This window comes from Paenibacillus sp. N3.4, assembly GCF_008017805.1.
Taxonomy (GTDB): Bacteria; Bacillota; Bacilli; order Paenibacillales; family NBRC-103111; genus Paenibacillus_E.
Genome location: NZ_VRTT01000002.1, coordinates 1 through 24,877, shown reverse-complemented (window position 1 = coordinate 24,877; position 24,877 = coordinate 1). Strand labels below are relative to the sequence as shown.

Below are 24,877 nucleotides of genomic sequence, written 5' to 3'. Positions count from 1 at the left end.
CAGGCATGGAGTAAAATAGGAAATGGAGTGAGTCCTGTTGAAACATATTCGTATCGTAACGGATAGCACGGCCGATATCCCATTGGCACTCAGGCAGGAGCTTCATATTGAGATGGTGCCGCTTAAGATTCATTTTGGTGATGAGGATTATTTAGATACCGTGACTTTGCAGTCGGAAGAGTTTTATCCGAAGCTGCAGGCATCCACTCATTTTCCGAGAACGTCACAGCCGTCTCCGGCAGAGTTTCTGAGCTTGTATGAGAAGCTGCTCGAAGAGCCGGATACGGAAATTATCTCCATTCATCTAGCCTCGACGCTAAGCGGGACCTATCAATCCGCTCTGCTAGCTTCTAACATGCTTGAAGATTCAGCGGGCAAGGTCCATGTGGTGGATTCATGCTCGGCTTCTTATGGCATTGGCGCACTTGTTGTAGCTGCTGCGAAAGCAGCAAGTGAGGGACAAAGTGCAGATCAGATATTGCACCTTGTGCAAACCCTGAGAGAGAACTTTTACATTTATTTTCTCGTAGATACGCTAGAGTTTTGCAAAAAGGCGGAAGAATCGGTAAAGCATCCGCGCTCTTTGGTTCCTTGCTTAATATTAAGCCGATTCTTTCCTTGGATCGGGATGGCCAAGTAGCGGCCATTGATAAAGTTCGCGGTCATAAGAAAGCGATAGCACGTATTCTTGAACTGCTCAGGATCGATTTAGCGGGACGCAACATAGTAACCTTACATATTGCTCATGCAAACAACTTGGAAGGCGCGGAACAACTGCGCGAGGCGGTTATGCAGCACTTTGCGGTGCAGAATGCGGACTATATTACGCTTGGTCCTGTTATTGGCGCACACGCGGGTCCTGGTACGATTGCAGCGTTCGTTAGCACGGTGTAGGGCGATGGATTTAAATCAATGTGAAGTACGGGGAGTCCATGGTGTCGGTGCTCAGAAAGTGCTTGAGCTGAACGCCATGGGCGTTTTTACCGTTATGGATTTGCTTGAGTATGTGCCGTTCCGTTATGAGGACTACACGGTCAGGGATTTAGCAGGTGTGAAGGACGGGGATCGCGTTACAGTAAAAGGCTTCATCATCGGGGAGCCGGTACTTCAGCGCTACAGCGGCAAATCTCGGCTATCCTGCAAGGTGATGGTCGATGATTTTCTGCTGACGGCGGTGTGGTTCAACCGCCACTTTTTGAAGGATCGCCTGCGACCGCAGCAGGAAATTATTCTCACCGGCAAGTGGGATGGCAGGCGCAGGCAAATGAGTGTGTCCGATTCCGAGTTTCCCGGACAAAACGATTCGAATACCGGCACGATCCAGCCGGTATATTCGGTTGCGGGCTCGATCACGCAAAAATGGATGCGTAAGGTCATTCAGCAGGCGCTGACGCAGTACAGCGCCATGATCAGTGAAGTGCTGCCGGAGAGTATAACGATCCGGTATGGGTTTATGCCGCGCAGCAAGGCGCTGGCCGTCATCCACACGCCAAGCGGCGTGGAGGAAGGGAAGCAGGCGCGCAGGCGTATGGTCTACGAGGAGCTGTTCCTGTTCCAGCTCAAGCTGCAGGCTTACCGCGCGGTGACACGCAGTCGCGTGGACGGATTGAAGCAGCAGGTGGATTTGCCTGCTGTGCGCGCCTTCGTGCGCGCTCTCCCCTTCCAGCTGACGGAGTCGCAGAAGCAGGTCGTGGCTGAGCTCCTGCATGATATGCAGGAGCCGTATAGCATGAACCGACTGCTGCAAGGCGATGTCGGTGCGGGAAAGACAATCGTCGCGGCCATAGGCCTCTACGCGACGGTGAAGGCCGGCTACCAGGGCGCGCTGATGGTGCCGACAGAGATTCTGGCCGAGCAGCATAAGCGCTCGCTGGACAGCCTGTTCGAGCCCTACGGCCTGCAGGTTGCGCTGCTGACAGGCAGCTCCACCGACCGCCGGCGGCGGGACTTGCTCGCTTCCTTGCAGATGGGCATGATCGACGTGCTCGTTGGCACGCATGCCCTGATCCAGGAGGACGTCTACTTCCGTCAGCTTGGGCTGGTAGTGACCGATGAGCAGCATCGCTTCGGCGTGAACCAGCGCAGCATCCTGCGGCGCAAAGGAATGAATCCCGATGTGCTGACGATGACCGCGACACCGATTCCCCGCACGCTGGCGATTACTGCCTTCGGCGACATGGACGTGTCGACGCTGCGCGAGCTGCCGAAGGGGCGTAAGCCGATCAAGACTTATGCGGTGCAGCACGCGATGCTGGAGCGCGTACTTGGCTTCATTCAACGCGAAGTCGCTGCGGGACGACAGGCGTACGTGATTTGTCCGCTTATTGAAGAGTCGGAAAAGCTGGATGTGCAGAATGCGATCGATGTCCACATTCAATTGCAACAGCACTTTCCGCAGATGCGCATTGGTCTGCTGCACGGGCGTATGAGCGCGCAGGAGAAGGAAGCTATCATGCGAGCATTCAAGGAAGGTACTTTGGAGGCACTCGTGTCCACCACGGTCATTGAGGTCGGCGTGGACGTGCCGAACGCCACGCTGATGGTCATTTACGACGCCGACCGCTTCGGCCTGTCACAGCTGCATCAGCTGCGCGGACGGGTCGGTCGCGGTGAGCACCAGTCCTACTGCGTGCTCATCGCCGACCCCAAGACCGAGGTCGGCAAGGAGCGTATGAAGGCGATGACGGACACAACGGACGGTTTCGAAATCGCCCGACGCGATCTGGAGCTGCGCGGCCCCGGCGATTTCTTCGGCACGAAGCAGAGCGGGCTGCCGGAATTTCGCATCGCCGATATGATGGCTGATTTCGAGGTCATGGAGCAGGCGCGCGATGATGCGGCAGAGCTTGTGAGCGACTCGACCTTTTGGACAGGGGCTTCGTTCATGCCGCTCAGGGCCTACTTGCAGCGGGCCCAAATTTTTGAAAGCGAAGTGCTGGATTAACCTTAAACGCCGCTTTCTGTGAAATAAAAACGCTAGGACGGACTGATGGCGATCAGTCACTGTTCCTAGCGTTTTTTGTGCTGCTGTTATGTTTTCCCCCATGCACATTCATTCGATATTCCGTAGGGGGAAAACCGGTGTCTTTGCGAAAGCTTTTGGCGAAATGGTTGGTATCCTCATATCCGGTCTGCTCGGCAATTTCTTTCATACTCAGCGAGGTGGTCGTGAGTAGAAATTTGGCCTTGTCGATGCGCTTGCGCTGCATGTATTTGGCGGGAGGCATGCCAAAATGCTTTTTAAAATATTTGATCAAGTAGTTGGGGTGGAGATGAACGGACTTGGCCATTTGTTCCACGGTGATGCTCTTATGAAGATTCTGTTCAATGAATTGCCGCAATTGGCCGAGTCGGTCCATTTCATCAGTGCGTTTTTGCAGGATCTGGACAGGAACCGCTTCCAGGTATGCGGAAAGGATTTGAAGTAGGACCGCTTTTTCTCGCAAACGGGAAGTTAGCGAAGGTTCGTGATGCAGGGCAGTGAGCTCTTGAAACCAGGCCGTCATTTGCTCGTTATGCCGTACATCAATGTATAAAGGAATGTCCAACCATTGAAATAAATCAAAAGAGCCGATATGAGCTGTGAAATGGCACCAATATTTCAAATAAGGACGGTTGCTGATCGTTGAATAGGACTGCATCGCATGAGCGGGAATCAAGCCTAGCTGCCCTGGCAGGAGATTCAGTTCTTGGTTCTCGACTTTAAGCCAGCCTTCCCCATCCAAAATCCAATACAGCTTGTTATACTCGGGTGTAAAATCCAACATTTGCCACGAAGCGGTACACTGCGTAAGATGAGCTTCCAAAATATGAATCTGAAGGTTCTGAAGAAGGTCCGATAGGAATGTCGTTTGCTGCGAATTCATCATTGTGCTCACCTGAGAATGTTAATTATATCCTTATGGAGGTTAGTTTCGTACCTGTCTATTATAGCACAGGGTTGGTAGACTAAAGCTGTGAAGTTTACAAGCGATTTTAAAGACGAAAGGTGTGCAGCAGATGACGAACCATCATCCGATTATTCAAGAAAGAACAGCGCGTACGCAGTGGTTTCTGCAGGATCGATTCGGTATGTTTATTCATTGGGGCCTATACGCGATTCCGGCCAGAGGAGAATGGGTACGCAGTACGGAACGCATGTCGGTAGAGGATTATCAGACGTATTATGATCAGTTTGATCCTGTCCGTTATGACCCTAAGGCATGGGCTCGGGCAGCGAAGCAAGCGGGGATGAAGTATGCTGTATTGACGGCGAAGCATCATGACGGGTTTTGTTTGTTTGATAGCGCTCTCACGGATTATAAGTCAATGAATACAAGATCCGGACGTGATTTGGTTCGCGAATTTATCGATGCGTTTCGGGCAGAGGGCTTAAAGGTCGGACTCTATTATTCATTACTTGATTGGCATCATGAGGATTACCCCGCTTATGGAGATCGGATTCATCCGATGCGGAACAACGAGAACTACGCAAGAAATCCGGAGACGTTCGAGCGATATATACAGTATATGCATGGGCAAGTAAAAGAATTGCTGATGAACTACGGCAAGCTGGACATCATGTGGTTTGATTTCTCCTACGAACACATGAAAGGGGAGGCGTGGAAAGCGGCTGAGCTAATGGCGATGATTCGTTCGCTGCAGCCTCATATCATCGTAGACAATCGCTTGGATGCAAGCGGTGAGGAAGGCGGAAGTATCTACACGAACAATCCACTCAGCTATTCGGGTGACTTTGCTTCACCGGAGCAGATTATTCCTCCGCAGGGTGTGACCGATGAGGAGGGCAATCCGCTTCCGTGGGAAGCCTGTATCACATTGAACAATAACTGGGGATATGCCGCCCAAGATTTTCAATATAAATCTCCGACTACCGTTATCCGTAAGCTGGTAGAGTGCGTCAGCAAAAATGGGAATATGCTCTTGAATGTGGGGCCTAATGCGCTCGGCGAGATTCCGAAGGAGTCACTGGACATTTTGGCGGAGATCGGAGATTGGATGCAGAAAAATGGCGACAGCATTTACGGCTGCGGGCAAGCCAGTTGGCTGAAGCCCGAGTGGGGCAGATACACCCAAAAGGGTAATCTGCTGTATGCCCACTTGTTCGAAGAAAGCGTGGGTCCTATTAACCTGAGCGGGCTAGCTGGCAAAGTAAAGAAAGCCAGACTGCTGGCTGACGGTTCGGAGCTCTTTCTTAGTCGACCTTGGAACGCTGCGCAATATCCGAATGATGCGTTCCTCAGCTTTGCGAAACCGGAGTCTGCAAGCTATCCGCTGCCTGATAAGAGAGCTACAGTTGTGGAATTGGAGCTGCTCTAAAGTCTCAAAGCATCTTAGGATTTGGGCTGTTGCCCAGGTACTAGGGTGCTTTTTGGTGAGTCTGCAATCAAAATTTGACAATGATAATCATTATCAATTAAGATGGGGGAGATAATTATGGATCGCAAGAATTGATTGCGTGAGAAGAAGGAGCTGATTTTGTGCAGCAGCGTTCCCCGAAGGATGGTACGGACGACTTTTTATTTCATTTTTCTTCGATTAAAATTTTTAATCATGAAACGTTAGTCGCAGCTCCCATGGGCAAAGGCGTGTTTTTTAAGCAGAAAGAAGGCGACTGGGAGGGACTTCTTAGCGGGCTGCCTGAAGGCATTCATGTGAACCGTCTCATCGTCCAGGATGCTCATCTTTTTGCTTGCGCGAACAAAGGACTGTTTGAATTCGATATGAATCAGCAGCTGTGGCATGATACAGAGCTTGCCCTCGGCTGCTATCAATATAAAGAAGTGAACGGTCAAGAATGGGCTGGAACCCCGTACGGTTTGTGGTGCAAATCATCGACCGGTTGGCAAAAAACAGCCTATTCTCATGCGATGGTATATGACTTTCTTTGTTATCCAGCCTACATGATTCTCGCACTGGATAGTGGACTAGCCGTTTATGATCGATTGATGGGGAGCTGGATGGACTTTACTTTGGAGCAAGCGGTGACGGGACTTGCCGTTTACCGGGGACATATTTTGGGCGTTACGGAAGATGGTGCGCTGCTGCAGGGGGACAAGAAGGGGGGATTCGAACTTATTCGTTTTCCGCATTTATTTCTTTTTTCTTTAGTAACGAAAGGCGCGGAGGTATTTGTTTGCTCAGATCGGGGTCTTTACCGTATCAGCTATATTCGGAACCAAATTACGCTGATTTCTGTTAAACTCGGTTATCCGGTTACCGACATCGATTGCAACTCGGATAGCTTGTATATGGCGACATTGTTTCAAGGTATTCAAATGATGGAAAGATGACTACTTCCACTTTCGGTTCGATAAAAGTTGACCCTGCGCGCGTTCGCTTTTAAGATAGTAGGAGAGGGGCTATTTCTTTTGAAATGAAGGTGTGGGGAACTTGACTTATTTTCTCGTGTATATGCTGCTGATTAATCTGATTACGTTCATCGAAATGGGATATGACAAGGGACAAGCCAAAAAGGGAGGCCGCAGAGTACCGGAAAAGCGTCTGTTTACCATGGCTGCTCTAGGTGGCGGTGTCGGCGGTTGGCTGGGTATGCGGGCATGGCGTCATAAAACCAAGCATACCTCGTTCGTCGTGGGGATGCCGCTGCTTATCGTTCTGAATGCGGTGTGCGTTATTGTTATTACGATTTATGTCTAGCAGTTTGGGATAGAACAGTTACCGGAGACGGTGGCTGTTTTTTTGTTTTCGAGAGAATTTATATAGGGGTAGACAGCCGCCATGCGGCGGCGATACAATACGCGCCCAGGATCCACGCCCGTTGGGTTCGGTTTGGGTTAAGCTGGGATGGAATCAAGCCGTTTAAGATGACATTTTTCGATGAATGTGGTCATGACTAGTTACTCTTTTCATGGAGAATCTCCGGGTGTCGAGAAAGTCTCAGCTGCCTGAGATTTTCCTATGTATGATCCGGGGAGATGGTTAGCTTCTGAGCGTTGTATCCAACTCCGAACGTGCTTTTGGCGTCGGGTTCGGCTTTCAACATGTTGAGGGCCTTCTTTTTTTGACGGGGACTCCTTACGAACTCAGCAAGCCTTATTTGATCAAAATACAAAGAGTTATCGTTTTAACGAACTCCAGACGCGTTATTTCATGTAAAAGCGCATAACTTCACTAATTATTGACTCCATAGCGTCGCTACAGTTCGTTAGATGAATGGAGAGGCTCATTTCTCGTCGATAGAGACGCTACGGTTCGTTAGCGTAGACAACACAAGTAAGGACATACCCATGGCAATCTTCGCGATTATCTCCTCCTGCCCACAATGCCTGCAAAGCTCTGAATAGCCGAGTCACGATTTCATAGGAGCTGACGCACATTTATCCCCTAGCACAAAATGGTAGAGAACCTAGCTTCAGGCTAGGTGTATCTTATCTGCCTATTGGCTATAGACCCCGAGTCAAGTTTGAGGACGTTCGTTCATAAGATAGGCATATGACGAGTTTTCGGAGGTAGAGCCATGCATTATCGCAATTATGAAATCGATCCAGCGTTAGTTGAGCGTGTGAAGGTGAAAATGAAGGATACGGAAACGAAAGAACGTGTCAAGGTGCTGCTGCAGGGCGTGACCAAGGCTGATCTCCAAAAGCGCGCGGAGGTTGCTCGGTTGCTGGGGGCGGCCGTAGGCATATACGGAGAGAAGCTTAGCGAGAGCCAGACCAGCTCTATAATTGATTTTATTGTTGCCCAGAAAATTGATCCAACGAGCACGCTGCATCTGATTAGGCTATGGGCTATGTTTCGTTAAAGCTCAGGCACTCAGGAAAAGCTCCCTTTCTGCTTTGTTTAGAAATTTCGTTCATTTCCAAAAAAAGCTACTTGCATAACAAATGCATGTTCGGTATATAATAGATAATACGAATATATGTTCGTGTTATGGTGGTGAGAAAATGAGTGTGAATTCAAGAATTGAAACCGAAGAAGATATTCAAATCATCAAGGAATACACCTTGCTGCCTATCCTGCTGGATATGTTAGTCCGAGATATGGAGGAGCTGAAGGTATACAAGGATAAAATTGTGTACAATCATCTTCTGTTCTATCTCAGAGAGGTTGAAAACGCGATTTATCCCGAGCTGCACAATATTAAGACTCAGATGAGAAAACGGGATATGAAAATTATTCATACCGAAATGAATGCATTAGGCATCAACGTCGAATACAAAGTCAGAGGCTACATCCATCATTTTACGATGCTGCGAAGCTTGGTTAAAGCAGAGCTGATGACCACCCTAATGAATATGCGGAAGGGATTGCGATAAGCAGAAGAATACGTTCCCTATAAAGTCAAGTTGACATTCTAGTAAAGTTGGTGTAAAAATAAATAAATTGAATGTTCTTGATAAATCCAAATTCATTGACGAGAACGAGTAAGCTAATCCCCTTGTTTTCCAGAGAGTTGGCCTTGAGCTGAAAGCCAATATGCAAGAATTAGCCGAAAATCCCCTCCGAGAAGGAAAGCTGAAGGAACAGTAAGCTGACCCGGGATCCCGCCGTTACAAGGGCCGCGTATATTCGTACGCAGAATGAGGAGCTGCAAGGATCATACTCGTTATGATCACTGTGGAACTAGGGTGGTATCGCGAGATGAATCTCGTCCCTTACGGGGCGGGATTTTTTGCGTTTGATAACAACGTTTTACCAGTCATTTAATTAGAGGAGCGTAAGTTACCCATGAGAAAAGTTGATGTGAAAGAAAAAGCGAGAGCCCGCGAACTGCGCGTTCTGGAGCAGTGGAAACAGAACGATACATTCCGCCAATCTATCGAAAATCGCAAAGGAAAAACGAACTTCGTTTTTTATGAAGGACCGCCGACGGCAAACGGATCGCCCCATATCGGGCACGTGCTTGGTCGAGTAGTGAAAGATTTCATCTGTCGTTATAAAACGATGTCCGGCTACCGGGTCATCCGTAAAGCGGGCTGGGATACGCACGGCCTGCCTGTCGAGCTTGGCGTGCAAAAGCAGCTTGGTATTTCCAGCAAACAAGAAATCGAAGAATATGGCGTAGCGGAATTCGTTGAGAAATGCAAAAGCAGCGTCTTCGAATACGAAAAACAGTGGCGTGAACTGACAGAAGCGATTGCCTACTGGACCGATATGGATAACCCGTACGTAACGCTGGATAATCACTATATCGAGAGTGTGTGGCATATTTTATCCACCATCCATAACAAAGGATTGTTATACAAGGGACACCGTGTCAGTCCTTATTGTCCGGATTGCCAAACGACGCTAAGCTCACACGAAGTGGCGCAAGGCTATGAAGACGTCAAGGATTTAAGTGCCACTGTGAAGTTTAAAAGTAAAAACGGACACGAGATCTTTTTGGCTTGGACGACTACGCCGTGGACACTGCCTGCCAACATTGCGTTGGCCGTAAATAAGGACCTGGACTATGTGAAAGTCAAACAAAACGGCGATGTATATATCGTTGCGCAAAACCTTGCAGAAAAAGTATTTAAAGAAGACTACGAAATTGTATCCGTGCATAAAGGATCGGAATTCGTTGGGACTTCCTATGAGCCTCCTTTTGGCTATATAAGCGCAAACAAAGGACATCTCGTTGTAGATGCTGATTATGTCATGGATACGAGTGGTACGGGTATCGTTCATATCGCTCCCGCGCACGGAGAAGATGACTATCGAACATCTCGTCAACATGAACTAGATTTTGTGAATGTAGTTAATCTTGCCGGTCGTTACAATGAACAGATCACTGACTTCGCGGGACGTTTTGTCAAAGATTGTGATATTGATATCGTGAAATACCTGGCTGAGCGTGGCCTGCTCTTTTCCAAAGAGCGCTATGAGCATAGTTACCCTTTCTGCTGGCGTTGTAAATCCCCGCTGCTCTATTATGCGATGGAAAGCTGGTTTATCAAAACGACGGCGATCAAAGAGCAACTGATCGAAAACAACAGTAAAATCGATTGGTATCCTGCCCATCTCCGTGAAGGGCGCTTCGGCAAGTTCCTTGAAGAGCTTGTCGATTGGAACATCAGCCGCAATCGTTATTGGGGTACCCCGCTTAACGTTTGGTTATGTGGGGATTGCGGATCCGAATACGCACCGGGAAGCCACCAAGATTTGCGGGGAAAATCGATAGATCCCATTGATGAGAACCTGGAGCTGCACAAGCCCTATGTGGATGGAGTGAAGCTGCGCTGCTCTTGCGGAGGTGTTATGCATAGAACTCCGGAAGTGATTGACGTCTGGTTCGACAGCGGTTCTATGCCTTTTGCGCAGTATCATCATCCGTTCGGAGATGAGACGCAGTTCAATGAGCAGTATCCCGCGGATATGATCTGTGAAGGTATTGACCAAACAAGAGGCTGGTTCTTCAGCTTACTAGCTGTTTCGACGTTGTATAACGGCAAATCGCCGTACAAATCCGTTCTTTCTACTGGGCATGTCTTGGACGAAAACGGGCAAAAGATGTCCAAGAGCAAAGGCAACGGCATTGATCCTTGGGAGATCATCGATGAGTTTGGCACGGATGCGTTTCGATGGGCCCTGCTGTCAGATAGCGCACCGTGGAACAGCAAGCGCTTCTCTAAGCAAATCGTAGCCGAAGCGAAATCCAAATTGATTGATACGATCAATAACACACATGCTTTTTATGCCTTGTATGCAACGATCGATCACTATAAGCACGAAGACCATCTGCCTCAAACGTGCACCAATGAACTGGATCTCTGGATCTTATCCAGATTGAACAGCACGTTGGAAAAGGTAGCTAAGGGCTTGGAAATTAACGATTTCCTGAACCCAGCCAAGCAAATTGAAATGTTTGTCGACGAGCTGAGCAACTGGTACATTCGCCGCTCACGCGACCGTTTCTGGGGCAGTGAAATGACCGTTGATAAGTTATCGGCGTACCAAACATTGCGTGAGGTGCTGCTGACGCTTTCGCGAATGATAGCTCCCTACGCGCCACTCATTGCCGAAGACATATACGGTAACCTCGGTGGCGAAGGAAGTGTGCATTTGGCGGATTATCCAAGGGCGAGCCAGTCGGCAATCGACAGCACGCTCGAGAGTGATATGGAAACCGCACGGCAAATCGTGGAGCTGGCTCGAAATATTCGGAATGAAACGGGTATCAAGACCCGCCAACCTCTTTCCGAGCTAATCGTTTCGCTAGAAAGGGATTTCAATCTCAGTCGATTCGAGGACATCATTAAAGACGAAATCAATGTCAAAGAAATTCGTGTAGAACAAAGCGATAGCGGTCTTGTTGACTTCAATGTGAAGCTGAATCTGAAGGTGGCAGGCAAAAAATACGGCAAATTCGTCGGTCCTTTGCAAAACCATTTCAAGCAGTTGTCTGCGCTAGAAACGAAGCACGCAGTCGATCATGGCTTTTTAGAAGTAATCATCGAGGGACAGGAGCTTCGGATCACGCTGGATGAGCTGCTTGTGGAAAGACAAGCCAAAGTTGGGTTCGCCTCCGCTTCCGGCAACCAGATTACCGTTGCCTTAAATACAGCCCTAACAGAAGCTTTGGAACAAGAAGGCTTTGTGAGAGAAATCATACGTGCGGTGCAGGATTATCGTAAAAAGCTGGAGCTGCCGATTGATAAACGTATTCACCTTGTTCTCGATGTCGATGCAGCGCTCCAAGAAGCGTTGGAACGGTTTCATCATGTGCTGCAGGACAACGTCCTCCTTGCCAGTGTCAAATATGGGAAAGAGGCGGGTATGGAAGCCGTTTCTTTCGGGGACAAAACCATCCGTTTGCTTATCAAGTAGCAGTCATTTGCAACGGAAAGAATGGTTTCAATTATTTTTAATCTATCATTTATTAGGATGATATCGTAGAATCAACAATGATTTTAAACAATGGAGGCGATAATTGTGGTGACGATGGAGGATTTTTTTGAAATTTGATATCCGTGTTGGTACTGTAATTAAAGCAGAGCCTTTTTCCAGAAGCGCGAAAACCCGCTATAAAATTAGAGATTGATTTTGGTGAGCTGGGGATTAAACGGTCATCAGCTCAAATCAACACAAAGATACGAACCAGAGCAACTGATCGGACGTCAAGTCATCGCGGTAGTAAACTTTCCTGTTAGACGGATCGCAGGTTTTAAATCTGAGGTGTTGGTCATCGGTGGAACGCCAGAAGAAGGCGATGTGGTGCTTTTAAAGCCAGATGAACCTGTAGAAAATGGTACACCGATTGCCTAAGATCGAATGAAATAGGTTTAATCCATAAGAAATGGTAAACGAAAGGAGGGGGGCGAATTGTCTGAGCAGTCCGAGTATTCAGGACCCTCCGCTGACAGGAGTCGGGACAGTCTGGGAGCAGACTGCGAGAACTGCTTCGGCTTGTGCTGTGTTGCGCTGCCCTTCGCCGCTTCTGTTGACTTCGCGATCGACAAAGATGCTGGGCAGCCCTGCCGCAACCTGCAATCGGACTTCCGCTGCGGCGTTCACACAAGCCTTAGGCAGTTGGGCTTTCGAGGTTGCACGGTTTATGACTGCTTCGGTGCGGGGCAAAAGGTTTCCCAAGTCACCTTCGGCGGACAAGACTGGCGGCAGGACCCGGAATCTGCGAAGCCAATGTTCGAGGTGCTTCCGATCATGCGTCAACTCCATGAGCTGCTCTGGTATCTGATCGAAGCGCTGACGCTGCAGCCGGCCCATTCGATCCATGGTGAGCTTAGCTTCGCCCTGGACGAGACAGAACGTCTCACGGACCTCAGTCCGGACGATCTCATGAAACTGGACGTTGCGGCACACCGAGCCGAAGTCAATGCGCTGCTCCTGCGGACCAGCGAACTGGTGCGAGCCGAGGTCCGTCGCCCGCAGAAGACCGCCTCAGGCGTCCGAAGATCCCCAGCCGAGGAGCCGACCTCATCGGCGCTAATCTTCGAGGAGCTGATTTCCGAGGCGCCAGCTTGAGAGGAGCCTATCTGATTGCTGCTGATCTTCGAGGAGCCGACCTTCGAGGAACTGACCTCATCGGGGCTGATTTCCGAGATGCTGATCTCCGAGGAGCCGATCTTACCGAGAGTATCTTTCTCACCCAAGCTCAGCTCAACGCGGCGAAGGGCGATGCCGACACCAAGCTGCCGCCGTCGTTCACTCGTCCAACGCACTGGTCTATTTTCGGAGCATAGAGGGGGAGCATACACCTAGGGGAACTTGGATATTTTCAACATAATCAAGAGACAGGACCAAAGAAAATTGTGACGCAGGTGGCTATTGAAGGGGAAAAGCAGGTGGAGACACGAGAGATGCGGGGCGAAATGCCCTGTGTCTTTTTTTGTTATTTCAGATTAATTTAAGCCATTATGGCGGATAGTAAGAAGGGGAAATCCGCAGGGAAAATTAACATGTAAAAGGCGAGATGAGATATGGAAACCGTGAGCAGATTGGAAAAACAGGAATATATTAGCCATATGTTTGAAAACACCTCCGATTTTGTGTATATGGAAGCCAAGTTTTTTCATACAACCGTACACGTTTGCTACTTACAGACATTAGTTGATTATGAAAGTACAGAAGACATGCTGGTGGCCAAGCTGTCTCATATCCATGCCGACGCTAATCCAATCGAGCAGCTCGTAGCCTCCCATTTATCAAGAGTGGATCAATCCTTAACCGAGATCGTTAATTCCATACTACTAGGTATGTTGATTATTTTTCCGGAAGAGGGATATGAGAACATCATCATTAATCCCTCTCCGATTAGCACAAGTCGAAGTGTCACGGAAGCCCAGACTGAAAATCCGATTCAAACAGCGCTGGACGCCTTCACCGAAGATATGAATTTGAATTTAAGTCTCATTCGCAGAAAAATGAGAACAAGGGATTTAATTATACAAAACCATACTGTAGGAACGAAGGTCCCTCGTGAAGTGGCAGTTCTCTATGTAGAAGGACAGGCCGATCCGAAGGTCGTTGAACTTATTAATGATTGCTTGATTGAAAACAGCATGATGGAAGTATCCAATATTCAAGAATTGCTGAAAGTTCTAAAGCAGCCTAGTTTCAGCCTCGTTCCTACCTATTTGACTTCAGAGCTTCCTTCGACAACCAAGCATAATCTGATGGACGGCAGAGTGGTCATCTTTTTGGACCATTTTCCGTTTTCGCTCTCGTTTCCTTCCATTGTATCGGACTTCTGGGAGGTCAAAACGGATAAGGATCAACTTCCTCTATTTATGTATTTATACCGGGTTATTCGCATAACGAGCTTAATCGTAGCTGTTACTATGCCGGGGCTTTATGTCGTTCTCAATTCGGTCAATCCTGAGCTTTGCGTATCCAGCTGGCGGTATCGATCACAAACTCGAGGGAGGGTGTTCCTTATCCTGTTCTCGTTGAATTGATGCTTATGCTGTTCATTATTGAAATGGTCATAGAGGCAAGCATTCGGCTTCCGAAGAGCATTGGTCCAACCATTACCATGATCGGCGGTATTATTCTTGGCCAAGCCGTCGTTCAAGCTAGGTTAGTCAGTTACTTTTTAATTATCGTCGTAGCCGGCTCAACGATAGCGCATTTTACGATGGGAACTTACATGAATACAGTTTCCATACGGCTGTATAAGTATGTCGTTATCCTGCTTAGTGCTTTGTATGGCATACTGGGTCTCATGTCCTCCGTCGTATTATTTTGTTTTTATCTCGGAACCATTTCAACCTTTGAGGTGCCATATTTGAGTCTCTCCACAAAAAGAGGAAAATCCAAATGACGAATAAATCTGTTTTAACTATGTTTGTAATTGTCCATATCTCGTTGTATTTTTACGTATATCCCGTAAAAATGATTGAGGCTACGTCCAAAGGTCATTGGGAGCCTATACTAGTTGGCTTTCTTACGGAATTCACGTGCATATGGGTGTATCTGAAGGGGCTTTCGGTTTTCCCCGGCGAGGATATTGTTGACATTTTTAATCAAGTATCCGGGAAATGGCTGGCTCGACTTCTGCTCATTCCTTTGATTATCTACTTGTTTTTGAACTTCAACCTCATCCACCGCTATGAGTTTGAATCGGTTAACGTCCTTCTGCTGCCTAAAACCCCTATGTACTTCATTTTACTCCTCTATGCAATTCCCCTCTATATAGCGTGGAAAGGCTTGGCGGCAATTTCAAGAGGAGGCATCATGTTATTCATTTGTGTGCTGCCCATGATTGTATTTTCATTGATAAGCGCTATGAACAATTTCGATTTTAATAATGTCTTCCCCTGGTATGATACTCAGCTGAGTTTCTTTAAGAGGCCTATGTTTTATTCCGCTTTTTTTGCGAATACCGGGTTCATATTTCTAGGTATGGTTAAGTTTGAAGCAGAAGCTGCCGCTGCGTCAAATCATCCCTCTATTATCCATCCTTTTTATTTTTGCCTTATCTTCCGTTTACGTGCCGATGTTCATTTTTGGTCAGGAATCTATTATTTATTTTCGTTATCCCAATGTAATGACTTCAGATACTGTAGACATTGAGTGGGTTGTTTTTGATTGGCTGCCTACTTTTTTTGTCATTGCGATGATCGCTATATCAATGGTGGAGGCTGCGATGTCTTTTTGGATGATGACTACCTTGCTCGAAAAGCTTTTTTTTAAAAATAAGAGAGGCTGGGTTGTCCTCATCATCGGTATCTTATCCTATAGCTTTAGCTGCTACATTTCCAGCATTGACATGCTGGAAAAGCTAGTTGCCTTCAATACCTCTTTTTGTTTCTATAGCATTAGTGTTATACCGCTTGCTGTACTGATCATGAGTTTGAAGTATAGGAGGAATCCTGCTTGATTCGTCGTTCATTTATAGCGGTTGTCCTGCTTATGTGCAGCATAAGCGCGCTCCTTACTGGTTGTTGGGATACGAAAGATATTAATAAGCGACTCATGCCCGTCGTTATGGGCATCTGCAAGGAGAAAGATCAGACTTATCGCGTTATTTTACAAATTCCGAGCCCGGAAAAGAAAGGCTCCCAATATTTAGAGAGCAGCTCCGCGACGATTAACAATGCGATTGACAATATTCGCTCGAAAGCTGAAAAGAGTATTGATCTCCTGCATATTCGACTCTTTCTTATTTGTGAAAAAACCATAAAAGAAGGTATTAGCGATATTATCGATTACTCGGTGCAGGCTAACGATATTTCGATTAAAGGGTTGCTGGGGATTGTTAGAGGAGATTTTGCAGAGGTTATTCATCACCATGTACAAGCCAATCCGGAGCTTTCATCCTATGATTTTTTCAGCGAGGAAGCTGGCTGGACCCCCAATAACACGATACTGCGTTTATGGGAAGCTTATCGGGATATCAATTCTTATACCCAAGATATGTCGGTTCCGATTCTCAGTAAAGGAACGGATACCCTGTATAAATTTGAAGGCTCCGCGATCATGAGTAAAGATAGGATGGTAGGCGAAATTTCCTCGGAGGAAGTATTGGTATACAATGTTTTTCGAGGAAAGTATACAGGAGGCACGATTGAGGTTTCCGATTACAGCAGCGTTCTTATTAAGAAGGCGAGCATACGCCGCCACGTCGATTGGACTGCGTCCGGTCCCCGAATGAAGAGTCAAATTAAATTGAATGTGGTCATCTCGGAGAATAAAAATGATGAATCTGAAGAAAAAATTGCAGCCATGCTCAAAGAAATAATAGAGAAACGAGCGCAGAATTTAATGAAGGAGCTTCAAAAAGACAAGGCAGACGTGCTTGGCATTGGACAACTTTTTCGAAAAAGATGACAAAGGAGCAGTTGAAAGATTGGAAACAACAGTTCTTTCCCGAGATGAAGCATGAAATTACCGTCGATGTAAAAATACTTAGCAGTATTTATTTAAAGGCGCCCAATAAATTAAAAAAACCAGAGGAATAACGTTATACAAGAACCTGGCCAGAGGCCGGGTTCTTCTTCACAGTATCCAGAAAAAACCACTTGCATAACGAATACATGTTCGGTATATAATAAACAAAGAGAATATATGTTCGTATTATTGCGATGTAAGGGTGAGTATGAAAGCAACAATCCAAGCCGAAGAGGATAGTCAAGTCATCAAGGCGTACAGAAATGAATTCGCTGGTCATGCATATGACATATTCAATTCGTATGCTTGTGGGGGAGCCGGTTCATAAAATGCTTGGTGTCGGTTCGAAGATGTTGTCTTCAGATTACCAATACAAAATAATTAATCAAAATTCATATGGTTAGAGGGGCTGGCCAAAATGCCATTATACTCTAAGAGACTAATGACAAAACAACAGATAAAGGCATTGCAGCGAGTGAAGCACTATGCTATCTGATCAAAAAGTTATCTTTCTGGTCGATTGTCAGAGTTTTTATGCCAGTGTGGAGAAAGCAGCGCATCCAGAGCTTTGCAATAAACCCATTGCGGTTGGCGACCCTGCCCGTAAGAACGGTATTGTATTAGCTGCTTGTCCCATTGCGAAATCTTATGGCGTGTCAACTGCGATGCGAAATTTTGAAGCTCTTGCTGTTTGCCCAGATCTTACTATAGTCCGACCAAGAATGAAGACCTACATTGATGTCTCTACACTTATCACGGAAATTTATGAAACCTTTACCGACTTGGTTGAGCCGTGGAGCATTGACGAGCAATTTATTGACGTGACAGGTTCAATATCGCTTTTCGGATCACCAGAAGAAATTGCACGCCAGATGCAAACAAAAGTTATGCTTTCTACTGGTGTTTGGATTCGTGCCGGTATATCTTCAACCAAAGTGCTTGCCAAGATGGCAACAGACAATTTCGCGAAGAAGAGCGAAAGTGGCATTTTCGAATTGCCAGTAAATCAGGTTGAGTCCATATTATGGCCGTTACCTGTCTCACAAATGTACATGGTTGGGTCTCGGATGACTGTCCACTTTGTAAAAATGGGATTGAATACTATCGGTGATATAGCGCGGCTAGAGCTTGGAGAATTCAAGCGGCGCATGCGGATTAGGATGGGACGACAAAGCGACATCAAAGCAGAATATTATTGGCAAACAGCGCGTGGAATTGATCCCAGCCCGGTCGTTGCAAGAGCCTTCGCGAAGCCGCAATCGATTACTCGAGGCAGAACGGTACAGTCAACCAAATACCAAACAATGGAGGACATCGAGCCGTTAATGATTGAATTAGTGATTGAAGTATGCCGAACAAGCCGACGGTACAACAGCATGGGGTGTGTAGTGACAGTTGCTGCTGGTACGATGACGAATGGCTTTTCGAGACAGATGACTGTCCCCTCGCCAACTTGTTTAGAGCATCATGTTGTTTCAGCAGCACGTGAGTTGTTTCAGAAGCATTGGAACGGAGACCCCCTCACACACCTAGCCATAGACCTCTCAGAATTGACAGATGATAGCACGTATCAGCTCGATCTATTCGAAGATATCGAAAGAAATCTTAGGCTCGCTAAGGCTCAGGATATTATTAAGGACAGATTTGGCAGTGCAGCAGTTATTAGAGCTTCTTCACTGCTAGAAACTGCACAAGCCAAAGAAAGAGCGATTATGATAGGGGGACATTATGCTTGAGCAAACTACTTGATGGAAACGGTAGATGGAGCACGAAGTTCATGTCACCAGAACATAGTGCTGCACTTCAGCAGAGACACCAACAGCAAACCCAAACTACAATGCCTACGAAAGAGGAATTGGAAGCGATTCGGGATTTCGTTTTGCTCCCAATGTTGCTTTCAATAGTCGAAAAGAATAAACAGGAAATAGAAAGAACCTCCTACTCCATGAGAACAATTTTTGTTAAGGCGGCAAATATCATTCAAAACTTCATAACAAACGACCTGCAAGCAGTGCGGAAGCTATTGAAAGAACGAAATATAAAGGTGTTTGAAGATGAGATGATAGACTCGAATTTGCGGTACAAATACATCTGCCGCGGCTACGAGGACAAATTTGTTTTGATTAGAGATGTTGCTCGGGCAGAGCTTATGAAACGTTTAGGGAAGTATTCGGAGTTTTTGAAATAAAGTTATTGGGCACATATTAAAGAAAAACGAGTGCTCTCTAGGATCTCACAAATCCTGAGTTACACTCGTTTTTAGCTTCACTGGTTAATTTTTAATTGCTTTTAGACCGAACCTCTGTAATTACAACATCCACTAACTTTTTAATTAAAGCTAGTTCTTTATCCGAACATTGTTTAATTAAGAGATATGTGGAATCTAATAATTTCGATCTCTCATACTGCAAATTTTAGGTCATAACCACTAAAAGAGGGTTTCTAATGAGATATTCTTTTCACCGCGCTCAATACCACCAATGTAGGACTGAGGGAGCGCAACGAGCTCACCGAGTTGTTCTTGGGTTAATCCTCTATTTTTTACCTAATAATTAAAACTACTTATAGAACCGCTTTTTGAATGGCACCTCTATTGCTTAATTTGAATTAGCGGTAAAAGGGCTCTGAGCATAATAATGGACATTCGCCTAGATCGCTATAGACATTAGCGGAATAATGTATCTATAAAGTTTAAGCGAGAGCGAGGTAAATTCGTGCAAATCCATGTTGTGCAAAGAGGAGAAAATCTTTGGCTGATTTCTAAGCGGTATGGTGTTCATATCAATCGGATTATTGAAGTTAACGCGCTCGAGGATCCCAATCATTTAGTTATCGGTTTGGCGTTGCTTATTCCGGAGCCTTATCTCGAATATGTGGTGCGGTCAGGAGACACTCTGGGGACGATTGCCGGCCGTTATGGCATAAGCGTAGAGGCCCTTGCTCGGGCAAATTCAATTTCCGATGTCGCGCAACTTACGCCTGGTCAAGTATTAGTGATTCCGGTTTTGTATCATACCGTACGGCCGGGCGAGTCTCTTTGGGCGATTGCTCACCGCTACGGCATTTCCATGCAAGCCATTTCACAAGCCAATGGGATTACGAATCTTAGTCTTATTTATCCAGGTCAAACCTTAAAAATCCCGGAAAAGCAGAAGAAGACCATCGATGTCAATGGTTATACCAACGTATTCGGAGAAACAGCTGCCAAACAAATTCGGCAGGACGGCGTGCATCTAACTTACGTATGTCCCTTTGGGTACCGCATGAAGGATGATGGGAGCCTGGAACCGGCAGATGATCAGGCACTTATTGCAGCTGCTTACGAAGAACATGTTGTACCGGTCATGTCGATCACCAACTTTTCCGCTACGGAAGCCGGGTCTAAGCTGGCTCATACCATTTTGTCCAGCCCTGAATTGCAAAATAAGCTTGTGACCAACATCTTAACGATCATGGAAACCAAAGGTTATCGCGGTTTAAATGTTGATTTTGAGAACGTGTATCCAAGCGACCGTGAGTCCTATAATCAATTTCTTCGACTGGCTGTCCGCAGGCTGCATGAGAAAGGATTTTTCGTCTCATCCGCGCTTGCCCCCAAAACCAGCTCTGAACAAAAGGGGCTGCTTTACGAAGCCCACGATTATGCTGCGCATGGAGACATTGTGGACTTTGTCGTCCTCATGACGTATGAGTGGGGATACCGGTTCGGTCCTCCGCAGGCCATTTCGCCTATCAACGAAATACGGCGCGTTCTCGACTACGCAGTCACGGTCATCCCGAGAAATAAAATATTTATGGGTTTCCAGCTTTACGCACGCGATTGGCTGCTTCCACATGTAAAAGGTCAGCAGGCTGAAACGTTCAGTATGCAGGAAGCCGTGCGTCGCGCGATCAGGCATGGAGCGGAAATCAAGTACGATCCCGTGTCCGAGACCCCATACTATCGATATGTCGATGATAAGCAGCGAACACATGAAGTCTGGTTTGAGGATGCAAGAAGTGCTCAGGCCAAATTCGACCTCGTTAAGTCCTATAACTTGAGAGGAGTCAGTTATTGGGTGCTGGGTTATCCGTTCCCGCAAAATTGGGTGTTGCTCGAAGATAATTTTCAAGTTCGCAAGCTCATATGACGCATATGTGAAAACAACCCTTATCCAATTTACATGGAAGGGTTGTTTGGTTGCTAATACTTATTGAATGAGACGGCGAGCTCCCCAATAGTGCGAATCGTAATAGGGGGTGCCAAATAACGTACTCACTTTGACTTCTCTCGTTCCGATGGTGCCGGCTTGAAGGATTTTGTTATCTCCAAGATAAATCGCTACATGGGAGACACCGCTAGTATAGGTTCCTTCCAGGAAAACAAGGTCTCCTTTACGAAGCTCGTTTTTATTAACGGGCGTACCCATCTGACTCATTAACGCTGCGGAATGAAGGAGATTGAACCCGTTTTGATTGAAGGCGTATTGCACAAAGCCGGAGCAGTCAAAAGCGACGCCGGGCGTACTTCCACCAAAAATATAAGGTGTGCCGAGCTGTTTCATACCTGTTGCAATGATCGTGTCCGCCTTTGCCTCCCAGCTTTGCTTTTGCGAAGCGGCAGCAGGAAGCTGAATAACGACACCACTATAAATATTATTCGGATCAACTTGAGGATTGGCTGCCATGAGAGCTGCAAGATTGACGTTGAATTTTTGAGAAATGGTCCAAAATGTATCTGCATCCGTGGCTAAGTAAGAATTGGATGGCGTTGCATAAGCGATCCCCCCAAATAAACAGCTTGCCGCTATCACTGATGTAAGAATAACCTTTTTCATTCGTTACCTCCTAAAAGATTTCGTTAGTCTGAAAGCTCTTTCTTGCACCGCCTTTAGTCTAGCAGATTCGGAATGCTAGAGAATACGGGTAAATTATGGATGTCCCTAGCGGATGAAAAATATCGGGTTGGAAATCCTAGTATCGGCATTCCGATTCACGAAGGAGGATAAGCATGGAAATCCAAGAAATACTTGCATTAAACGCTCCAAGTACAGAATCATTTAAACCTATACCTAATGCGCGTCTGATTGTTATTGACGCGACGGCAAGATCATTGAAAATGGTATAACTGATAGTAAAGGGGAGTGGAGCGTCAAAATCAATACTCCAATTGATCCGCGGTTAGGGAAGGGGAAATGCCTTGGAGTACAAAAATTGAAGTAAGAAGTAAACTAAGATAAACCCAATTGAATGGGCTTTTCTTAGTTTAATCAAATAGAATATCTAAAACGGTTCCTAATGACCGCGTGACTTTTAAGTATATTCGGATTGTAAACCTACCTATAGCTAGCCGCAGTTTTCACAAGAGACAAAGAGAAAATGATTGTTTTGAATGTCGAACATTTTGCTTAGCTCTTTACCAGTCATTGCTGCTTTTTTTATTCGGCAACTTGTGCTGGAGGAGCTTGCATCATGAATGAACTGCAGCTCCTTTTTCTTTTGTCCAAGTAACGGCAGTTTAGTTCACTATCGCAGGTAGGAAATTATCTTGATTTAGCGAATATAAAATAAGATGAAACTGAAAAATATAGGAGTTACTAGGAGAAGAGTCTGACAGTTTTTTCAAGAGCGCAAATATCGAATGAAGGAGCCAGGAATTCATATACTCGACACCATACATAACCGCAGTTTATATCGTGTCACAAGAAAATATTAGTAGGAATGTCGAAAGGGAGGATTCAACCTTGGTCAACGCCATCATAGAAGTGGACGGACTAGTCAAACGGTATGGGAAATTCATCGCGGTGAATGGAATTCATTTCAAAGTGCGTGAAGGGGAAGTGTTCGGACTGCTCGGGCCGAACGGGGCGGGCAAGACGACAACGATGGAAATGATCGAAGGTCTGCGGCGACCTGACGAAGGGAGGGCACTTGTCGCAGGCTTCGATACGAAAAAAGATTTGAAAAAGATCAAGGAAATCATCGGCGTCCAGCTCCAATCGACGTCACTGTTCGACCTGCTCCACGTTCACGAGATCATTCGTATGTACGCAAGCTTTTATCCAAGAACAGTGCCGATCGAGCCGCTGCTCGACGACATGATATTGCGCGAAAAAATGAATGACCGCGTCAAAAACTTATCCGGCGGTCAGAAACAGCGACTCGCCATTGCGCTGGCGCTCGTGAATGATCCAAAGGTGGTTTTTCTGGACGAGCCGACAACCGGACTCGATCCTCAAGCCCGGCGTACGTTGTGGGATATCGTGCTCCGCCTGAAGGAGCGCGGCAAGACTGTGGTGATCTCAACGCACTACATGGAAGAGGCTCATGTGCTTTGTGACCGCATCTGCCTCATGGATAAAGGGGAAATCGTTGCGTTGGACACGCCGGAGCAGCTCGTCCGCAGCCTGCAGTCAGACAGCGCCATCGAGTTTCGCTTGCCGGAGCGGATTCGAGAAGATGAGACACAAAAGCAGGAAGTGCTGACGCTTGTCCAGTCATTGCCTGATGTGAAGCAAGTTGACCAGCGTAAAGACACGTTTGTGTTGTACACTGATCATTTGCAAAATGCGCTGACCGCTTTTGTACAACAAGCCGCTGAGCGGAACATCCGTGTTTCCGATCTGCAAACGCGCACTGCAACGCTCGAGGACGTGTTCATCCACATGACGGGAAGGAGCTTGAGGGAAGAATGAAAGCGTATCGTCAATTGACTTTAGCCCAGTTACGACTTTTTGGGCGGAATCGGCAAGTATTATTTTGGACGCTTGTTTTTCCGATTTTTTTCATGGTGATGCTAGGTTCATTCTTCGGAAAAGGGGACAGTACATCGCTCTCCGTCACCGTTATCGACCAAGACCAGACGACAGCGTCAAAGGTGCTTCTATCTTCCATGAAACAGCTATCCATCTTAAAATTAAGCGAAAGTACCGATCTCGACGCGGCGATGAAAGATCTTAAGCACGGCGATCGGCAGCTCGTCGTCGCTGTTCCCAAAGGTTATGAAGCTGCTGTAAGCGCTAAATCTGCTTCTATGCAGGGTTCCAAACTCACTGTTTACTACGATGAGACGAGCCAAACAACTAATCAGATCGGGCTCCCTATCATGTCTCAGATCGTCGACGGCATTAGTAAGCAGATCTTAGGTTACACGCCTGTTATTACGATTCAATCTCAGGCGGTACAATCCCTTAACCTGAAGTATATCGACTTCCTTGTCCCGGGCATAGTCGCAATGATGATTATGAGTAACAATATGAACGGCGTCGCTGGCCAAATCGCATCTTGGCGCGAGCGGGGTATTCTCCGGCGTCTGCAGAGTACGCCTCTCCATCCGCGGAGCTTCATCGCGGCACAAATCACGGCCCGACTGCTGTTGAACGGTTCGCAGGCGATAATCGTACTGCTAATCGGCAGCTTGATTTTCGGAACGCAGGTGAATGGTTCGTGGGTGCTGCTGCTAATGTTCGTCGTACTTGGGACATTGACGTTCATGTCGATAGGCTTTATCATCGCCGCGCTCGCCAAAACGCCGGAAAGTGCTGGTCCGATTGCTGGCTTCGTCTCCTTCCCACTTCTTTTTCTAGGCGGCGTCTTCTTTCCGATCAAGAACATGCCTGACTGGCTACAGCCCGTAGTCAAGTTGCTGCCGATCTCGCATCTGTCCACATCATTGCGCCAAATCATGAATGTCGGAGCCTCGCTTGCCGACCTGTGGTATGAAGCCGCGCTGCTTGGCGGCTGGATGCTTGTAGCCTTCATTATCGCCAGCCTAACATTCAAGTGGGAGTAACGAATGATTCTGGATACAATTATAACGGCAATTACTTCTAACCACATTCCCAATCGGGGGCTCCACTCTATGTCTCTTAAAGGCATTTCGAGGGAGTGGATGTAGCATTTCATTGAACTAACGAGGACGATAGCTTACTATCTCAACTTTCGCAGCTTAATTCTCCAAACAAACCCTTGATATAACAAGGCAAACCGGAGATCCACTCGTGGAGTTGACAAAATACCGACGACTTTTCGCGGTTGGTCTTTGCATGAGTCAGTTGAATAAATAACACCATGAGCTGTTGTAACGCTGTTTGGTAATCCA

19 protein-coding genes, 6 pseudogenes and 1 other annotated feature are annotated in these 24,877 nt (G+C 46.8%); of the genes and pseudogenes, 20 read left to right on the top strand and 5 right to left on the bottom strand.

Features of this window, described 5'->3' with window-relative positions:
• The first annotated feature begins 37 nt into the window (after window positions 1-37).
• Window positions 38-894, top strand: a pseudogene (locus FU659_RS01810) (DegV family protein).
• Between the two features lie 4 nt (window positions 895-898).
• Window positions 899-2,944 (top strand): ATP-dependent DNA helicase RecG, encoded by a 2,046-nt coding sequence (gene recG, locus FU659_RS01805; protein WP_147945981.1) that lies wholly within the window; start codon window positions 899-901, stop codon window positions 2,942-2,944.
• Between the two features lie 52 nt (window positions 2,945-2,996).
• Here recG and FU659_RS01800 read toward each other — a convergent pair whose 3' ends face one another.
• Window positions 2,997-3,869 carry an AraC family transcriptional regulator gene (locus FU659_RS01800; protein WP_261807556.1) on the bottom strand — a complete coding sequence of 291 codons (873 nt, stop codon included), beginning with the start codon at window positions 3,867-3,869 and terminating at the stop codon, window positions 2,997-2,999.
• A gap of 130 nt (window positions 3,870-3,999) precedes the next feature.
• Here FU659_RS01800 and FU659_RS01795 point away from each other — a divergent pair, with 130 nt between their 5' ends.
• The 15 genes and pseudogenes from FU659_RS01795 to FU659_RS01730 all read left to right on the top strand — a co-directional run bounded on the left by FU659_RS01795 (window position 4,000) and on the right by FU659_RS01730 (window position 18,985).
• The gene (locus FU659_RS01795) at window positions 4,000-5,319 is read left to right on the top strand and encodes an alpha-L-fucosidase (protein ID WP_147945980.1); all 1,320 of its coding nucleotides are present in this window, start codon (window positions 4,000-4,002) and stop codon (window positions 5,317-5,319) included.
• Between the two features lie 161 nt (window positions 5,320-5,480).
• Window positions 5,481-6,293, top strand: coding sequence for a hypothetical protein (locus tag FU659_RS01790; RefSeq protein WP_147945979.1), 813 nt, complete (start codon window positions 5,481-5,483; stop codon window positions 6,291-6,293).
• Window positions 6,294-6,393: 100 nt separating this feature from the next.
• The gene (locus FU659_RS01785) at window positions 6,394-6,660 is read left to right on the top strand and encodes a DUF1294 domain-containing protein (protein ID WP_147945978.1); all 267 of its coding nucleotides are present in this window, start codon (window positions 6,394-6,396) and stop codon (window positions 6,658-6,660) included.
• Between the two features lie 820 nt (window positions 6,661-7,480).
• Window positions 7,481-7,768, top strand: coding sequence for a stage VI sporulation protein F (locus FU659_RS01780; RefSeq protein ID WP_147945977.1), 288 nt, complete (start codon window positions 7,481-7,483; stop codon window positions 7,766-7,768).
• A 142-nt stretch (window positions 7,769-7,910) separates the two neighbouring features.
• On the top strand, window positions 7,911-8,282 hold the full coding sequence (locus tag FU659_RS01775) for a YhjD family protein (protein ID WP_147945976.1): 372 nt from the start codon (window positions 7,911-7,913) through the stop codon (window positions 8,280-8,282).
• Between the two features lie 86 nt (window positions 8,283-8,368).
• Window positions 8,369-8,625: a binding site (T-box leader), on the top strand.
• A gap of 69 nt (window positions 8,626-8,694) precedes the next feature.
• Window positions 8,695-11,775, top strand: a complete 3,081-nt coding sequence (gene ileS, locus FU659_RS01770) for an isoleucine--tRNA ligase (RefSeq protein ID WP_147945975.1) — start codon at window positions 8,695-8,697, stop codon at window positions 11,773-11,775.
• A 121-nt stretch (window positions 11,776-11,896) separates the two neighbouring features.
• Window positions 11,897-12,213: pseudogene (gene csaA, locus FU659_RS01765) on the top strand (chaperone CsaA).
• Between the two features lie 57 nt (window positions 12,214-12,270).
• A pseudogene (locus FU659_RS01760) lies at window positions 12,271-13,148 on the top strand (pentapeptide repeat-containing protein).
• Window positions 13,149-13,385: 237 nt separating this feature from the next.
• A complete protein-coding gene (locus FU659_RS01755) occupies window positions 13,386-14,363 on the top strand; it encodes a spore germination protein (protein WP_147945974.1) in 978 nt (325 codons plus the stop codon).
• The gene (locus FU659_RS01750) at window positions 14,291-14,728 is read left to right on the top strand and encodes a spore germination protein (protein WP_147945973.1); all 438 of its coding nucleotides are present in this window, start codon (window positions 14,291-14,293) and stop codon (window positions 14,726-14,728) included. Before FU659_RS01755 ends, FU659_RS01750 begins: the two co-directional genes overlap by 73 nt.
• A pseudogene (locus FU659_RS38665) lies at window positions 14,725-15,285 on the top strand (GerAB/ArcD/ProY family transporter); the annotation flags it as partial. The gene FU659_RS01750 and the pseudogene FU659_RS38665, both read left to right, overlap by 4 nt.
• A gap of 34 nt (window positions 15,286-15,319) precedes the next feature.
• Window positions 15,320-15,787, top strand: a complete 468-nt coding sequence (locus FU659_RS35040) for a hypothetical protein (RefSeq protein ID WP_261807554.1) — start codon at window positions 15,320-15,322, stop codon at window positions 15,785-15,787.
• A complete protein-coding gene (locus FU659_RS01740; protein ID WP_147945971.1) occupies window positions 15,784-16,737 on the top strand; it encodes a Ger(x)C family spore germination protein in 954 nt (317 codons plus the stop codon). The genes FU659_RS35040 and FU659_RS01740 overlap by 4 nt, the downstream gene beginning before the upstream one ends.
• Before the next feature lie 545 nt (window positions 16,738-17,282).
• The gene (locus FU659_RS01735; protein WP_147945970.1) at window positions 17,283-18,533 is read left to right on the top strand and encodes a DNA polymerase IV; all 1,251 of its coding nucleotides are present in this window, start codon (window positions 17,283-17,285) and stop codon (window positions 18,531-18,533) included.
• Window positions 18,530-18,985 (top strand): YhjD family protein, encoded by a 456-nt coding sequence (locus FU659_RS01730; protein WP_147945969.1) that lies wholly within the window; start codon window positions 18,530-18,532, stop codon window positions 18,983-18,985. The genes FU659_RS01735 and FU659_RS01730 overlap by 4 nt, the downstream gene beginning before the upstream one ends.
• Window positions 18,986-19,231: 246 nt before the next feature.
• Here FU659_RS01730 and FU659_RS01725 read toward each other — a convergent pair.
• Window positions 19,232-19,339, bottom strand: a pseudogene (locus FU659_RS01725) (helix-turn-helix domain-containing protein); the annotation flags it as partial.
• Window positions 19,340-19,511: 172 nt separating this feature from the next.
• On the opposite strand from FU659_RS01725, the gene FU659_RS01720 reads away from it, so the two are divergent.
• Window positions 19,512-20,927, top strand: coding sequence for a glycoside hydrolase family 18 protein (locus FU659_RS01720; protein WP_147945968.1), 1,416 nt, complete (start codon window positions 19,512-19,514; stop codon window positions 20,925-20,927).
• 60 nt (window positions 20,928-20,987) lie between these two features.
• Here FU659_RS01720 and FU659_RS01715 read toward each other — a convergent pair whose 3' ends face one another.
• Window positions 20,988-21,614: a C40 family peptidase gene (locus tag FU659_RS01715; protein ID WP_147945967.1), complete on the bottom strand. Its 627-nt coding sequence runs from the start codon at window positions 21,612-21,614 to the stop codon at window positions 20,988-20,990.
• Window positions 21,615-22,122: 508 nt separating this feature from the next.
• Entirely contained in the window at window positions 22,123-22,203 is an 81-nt protein-coding gene (locus tag FU659_RS01710) for a zinc ribbon domain-containing protein (protein WP_187273856.1), read from the bottom strand.
• Between the two features lie 317 nt (window positions 22,204-22,520).
• On the opposite strand from FU659_RS01710, the gene FU659_RS01705 reads away from it, so the two are divergent.
• Window positions 22,521-23,471, top strand: a complete 951-nt coding sequence (locus tag FU659_RS01705; RefSeq protein WP_147945966.1) for an ABC transporter ATP-binding protein — start codon at window positions 22,521-22,523, stop codon at window positions 23,469-23,471.
• Window positions 23,468-24,568 carry an ABC transporter permease gene (locus FU659_RS01700; RefSeq protein WP_147945965.1) on the top strand — a complete coding sequence of 367 codons (1,101 nt, stop codon included), beginning with the start codon at window positions 23,468-23,470 and terminating at the stop codon, window positions 24,566-24,568. The genes FU659_RS01705 and FU659_RS01700 overlap by 4 nt, the downstream gene beginning before the upstream one ends.
• A gap of 142 nt (window positions 24,569-24,710) precedes the next feature.
• Here FU659_RS01700 and FU659_RS39300 read toward each other — a convergent pair.
• A pseudogene (locus FU659_RS39300) lies at window positions 24,711-24,877 on the bottom strand (IS4 family transposase); the annotation flags it as partial.

Excerpts from the sequence above, each read along its gene's own strand:
- recG (WP_147945981.1), top strand. The coding sequence starts at position 899 with ATGGATTTAAATCAATGTGAAGTACGGGGAGTCCATGGTGTCGGTGCT.
- FU659_RS01800 (WP_261807556.1), bottom strand. The coding sequence starts at position 3,869 with ATGATGAATTCGCAGCAAACGACATTCCTATCGGACCTTCTTCAGAAC.
- FU659_RS01795 (WP_147945980.1), top strand. The coding sequence starts at position 4,000 with ATGACGAACCATCATCCGATTATTCAAGAAAGAACAGCGCGTACGCAG.
- FU659_RS01780 (WP_147945977.1), top strand. The coding sequence starts at position 7,481 with ATGCATTATCGCAATTATGAAATCGATCCAGCGTTAGTTGAGCGTGTG.
- FU659_RS01775 (WP_147945976.1), top strand. The coding sequence starts at position 7,911 with ATGAGTGTGAATTCAAGAATTGAAACCGAAGAAGATATTCAAATCATC.
- ileS (WP_147945975.1), top strand. The coding sequence starts at position 8,695 with ATGAGAAAAGTTGATGTGAAAGAAAAAGCGAGAGCCCGCGAACTGCGC.
- FU659_RS01755 (WP_147945974.1), top strand. The coding sequence starts at position 13,386 with ATGGAAACCGTGAGCAGATTGGAAAAACAGGAATATATTAGCCATATG.
- FU659_RS01735 (WP_147945970.1), top strand. The coding sequence starts at position 17,283 with ATGCTATCTGATCAAAAAGTTATCTTTCTGGTCGATTGTCAGAGTTTT.
- FU659_RS01715 (WP_147945967.1), bottom strand. The coding sequence starts at position 21,614 with ATGAAAAAGGTTATTCTTACATCAGTGATAGCGGCAAGCTGTTTATTT.
- FU659_RS01710 (WP_187273856.1), bottom strand. The coding sequence starts at position 22,203 with ATGACTGGTAAAGAGCTAAGCAAAATGTTCGACATTCAAAACAATCAT.
- FU659_RS01700 (WP_147945965.1), top strand. The coding sequence starts at position 23,468 with ATGAAAGCGTATCGTCAATTGACTTTAGCCCAGTTACGACTTTTTGGG.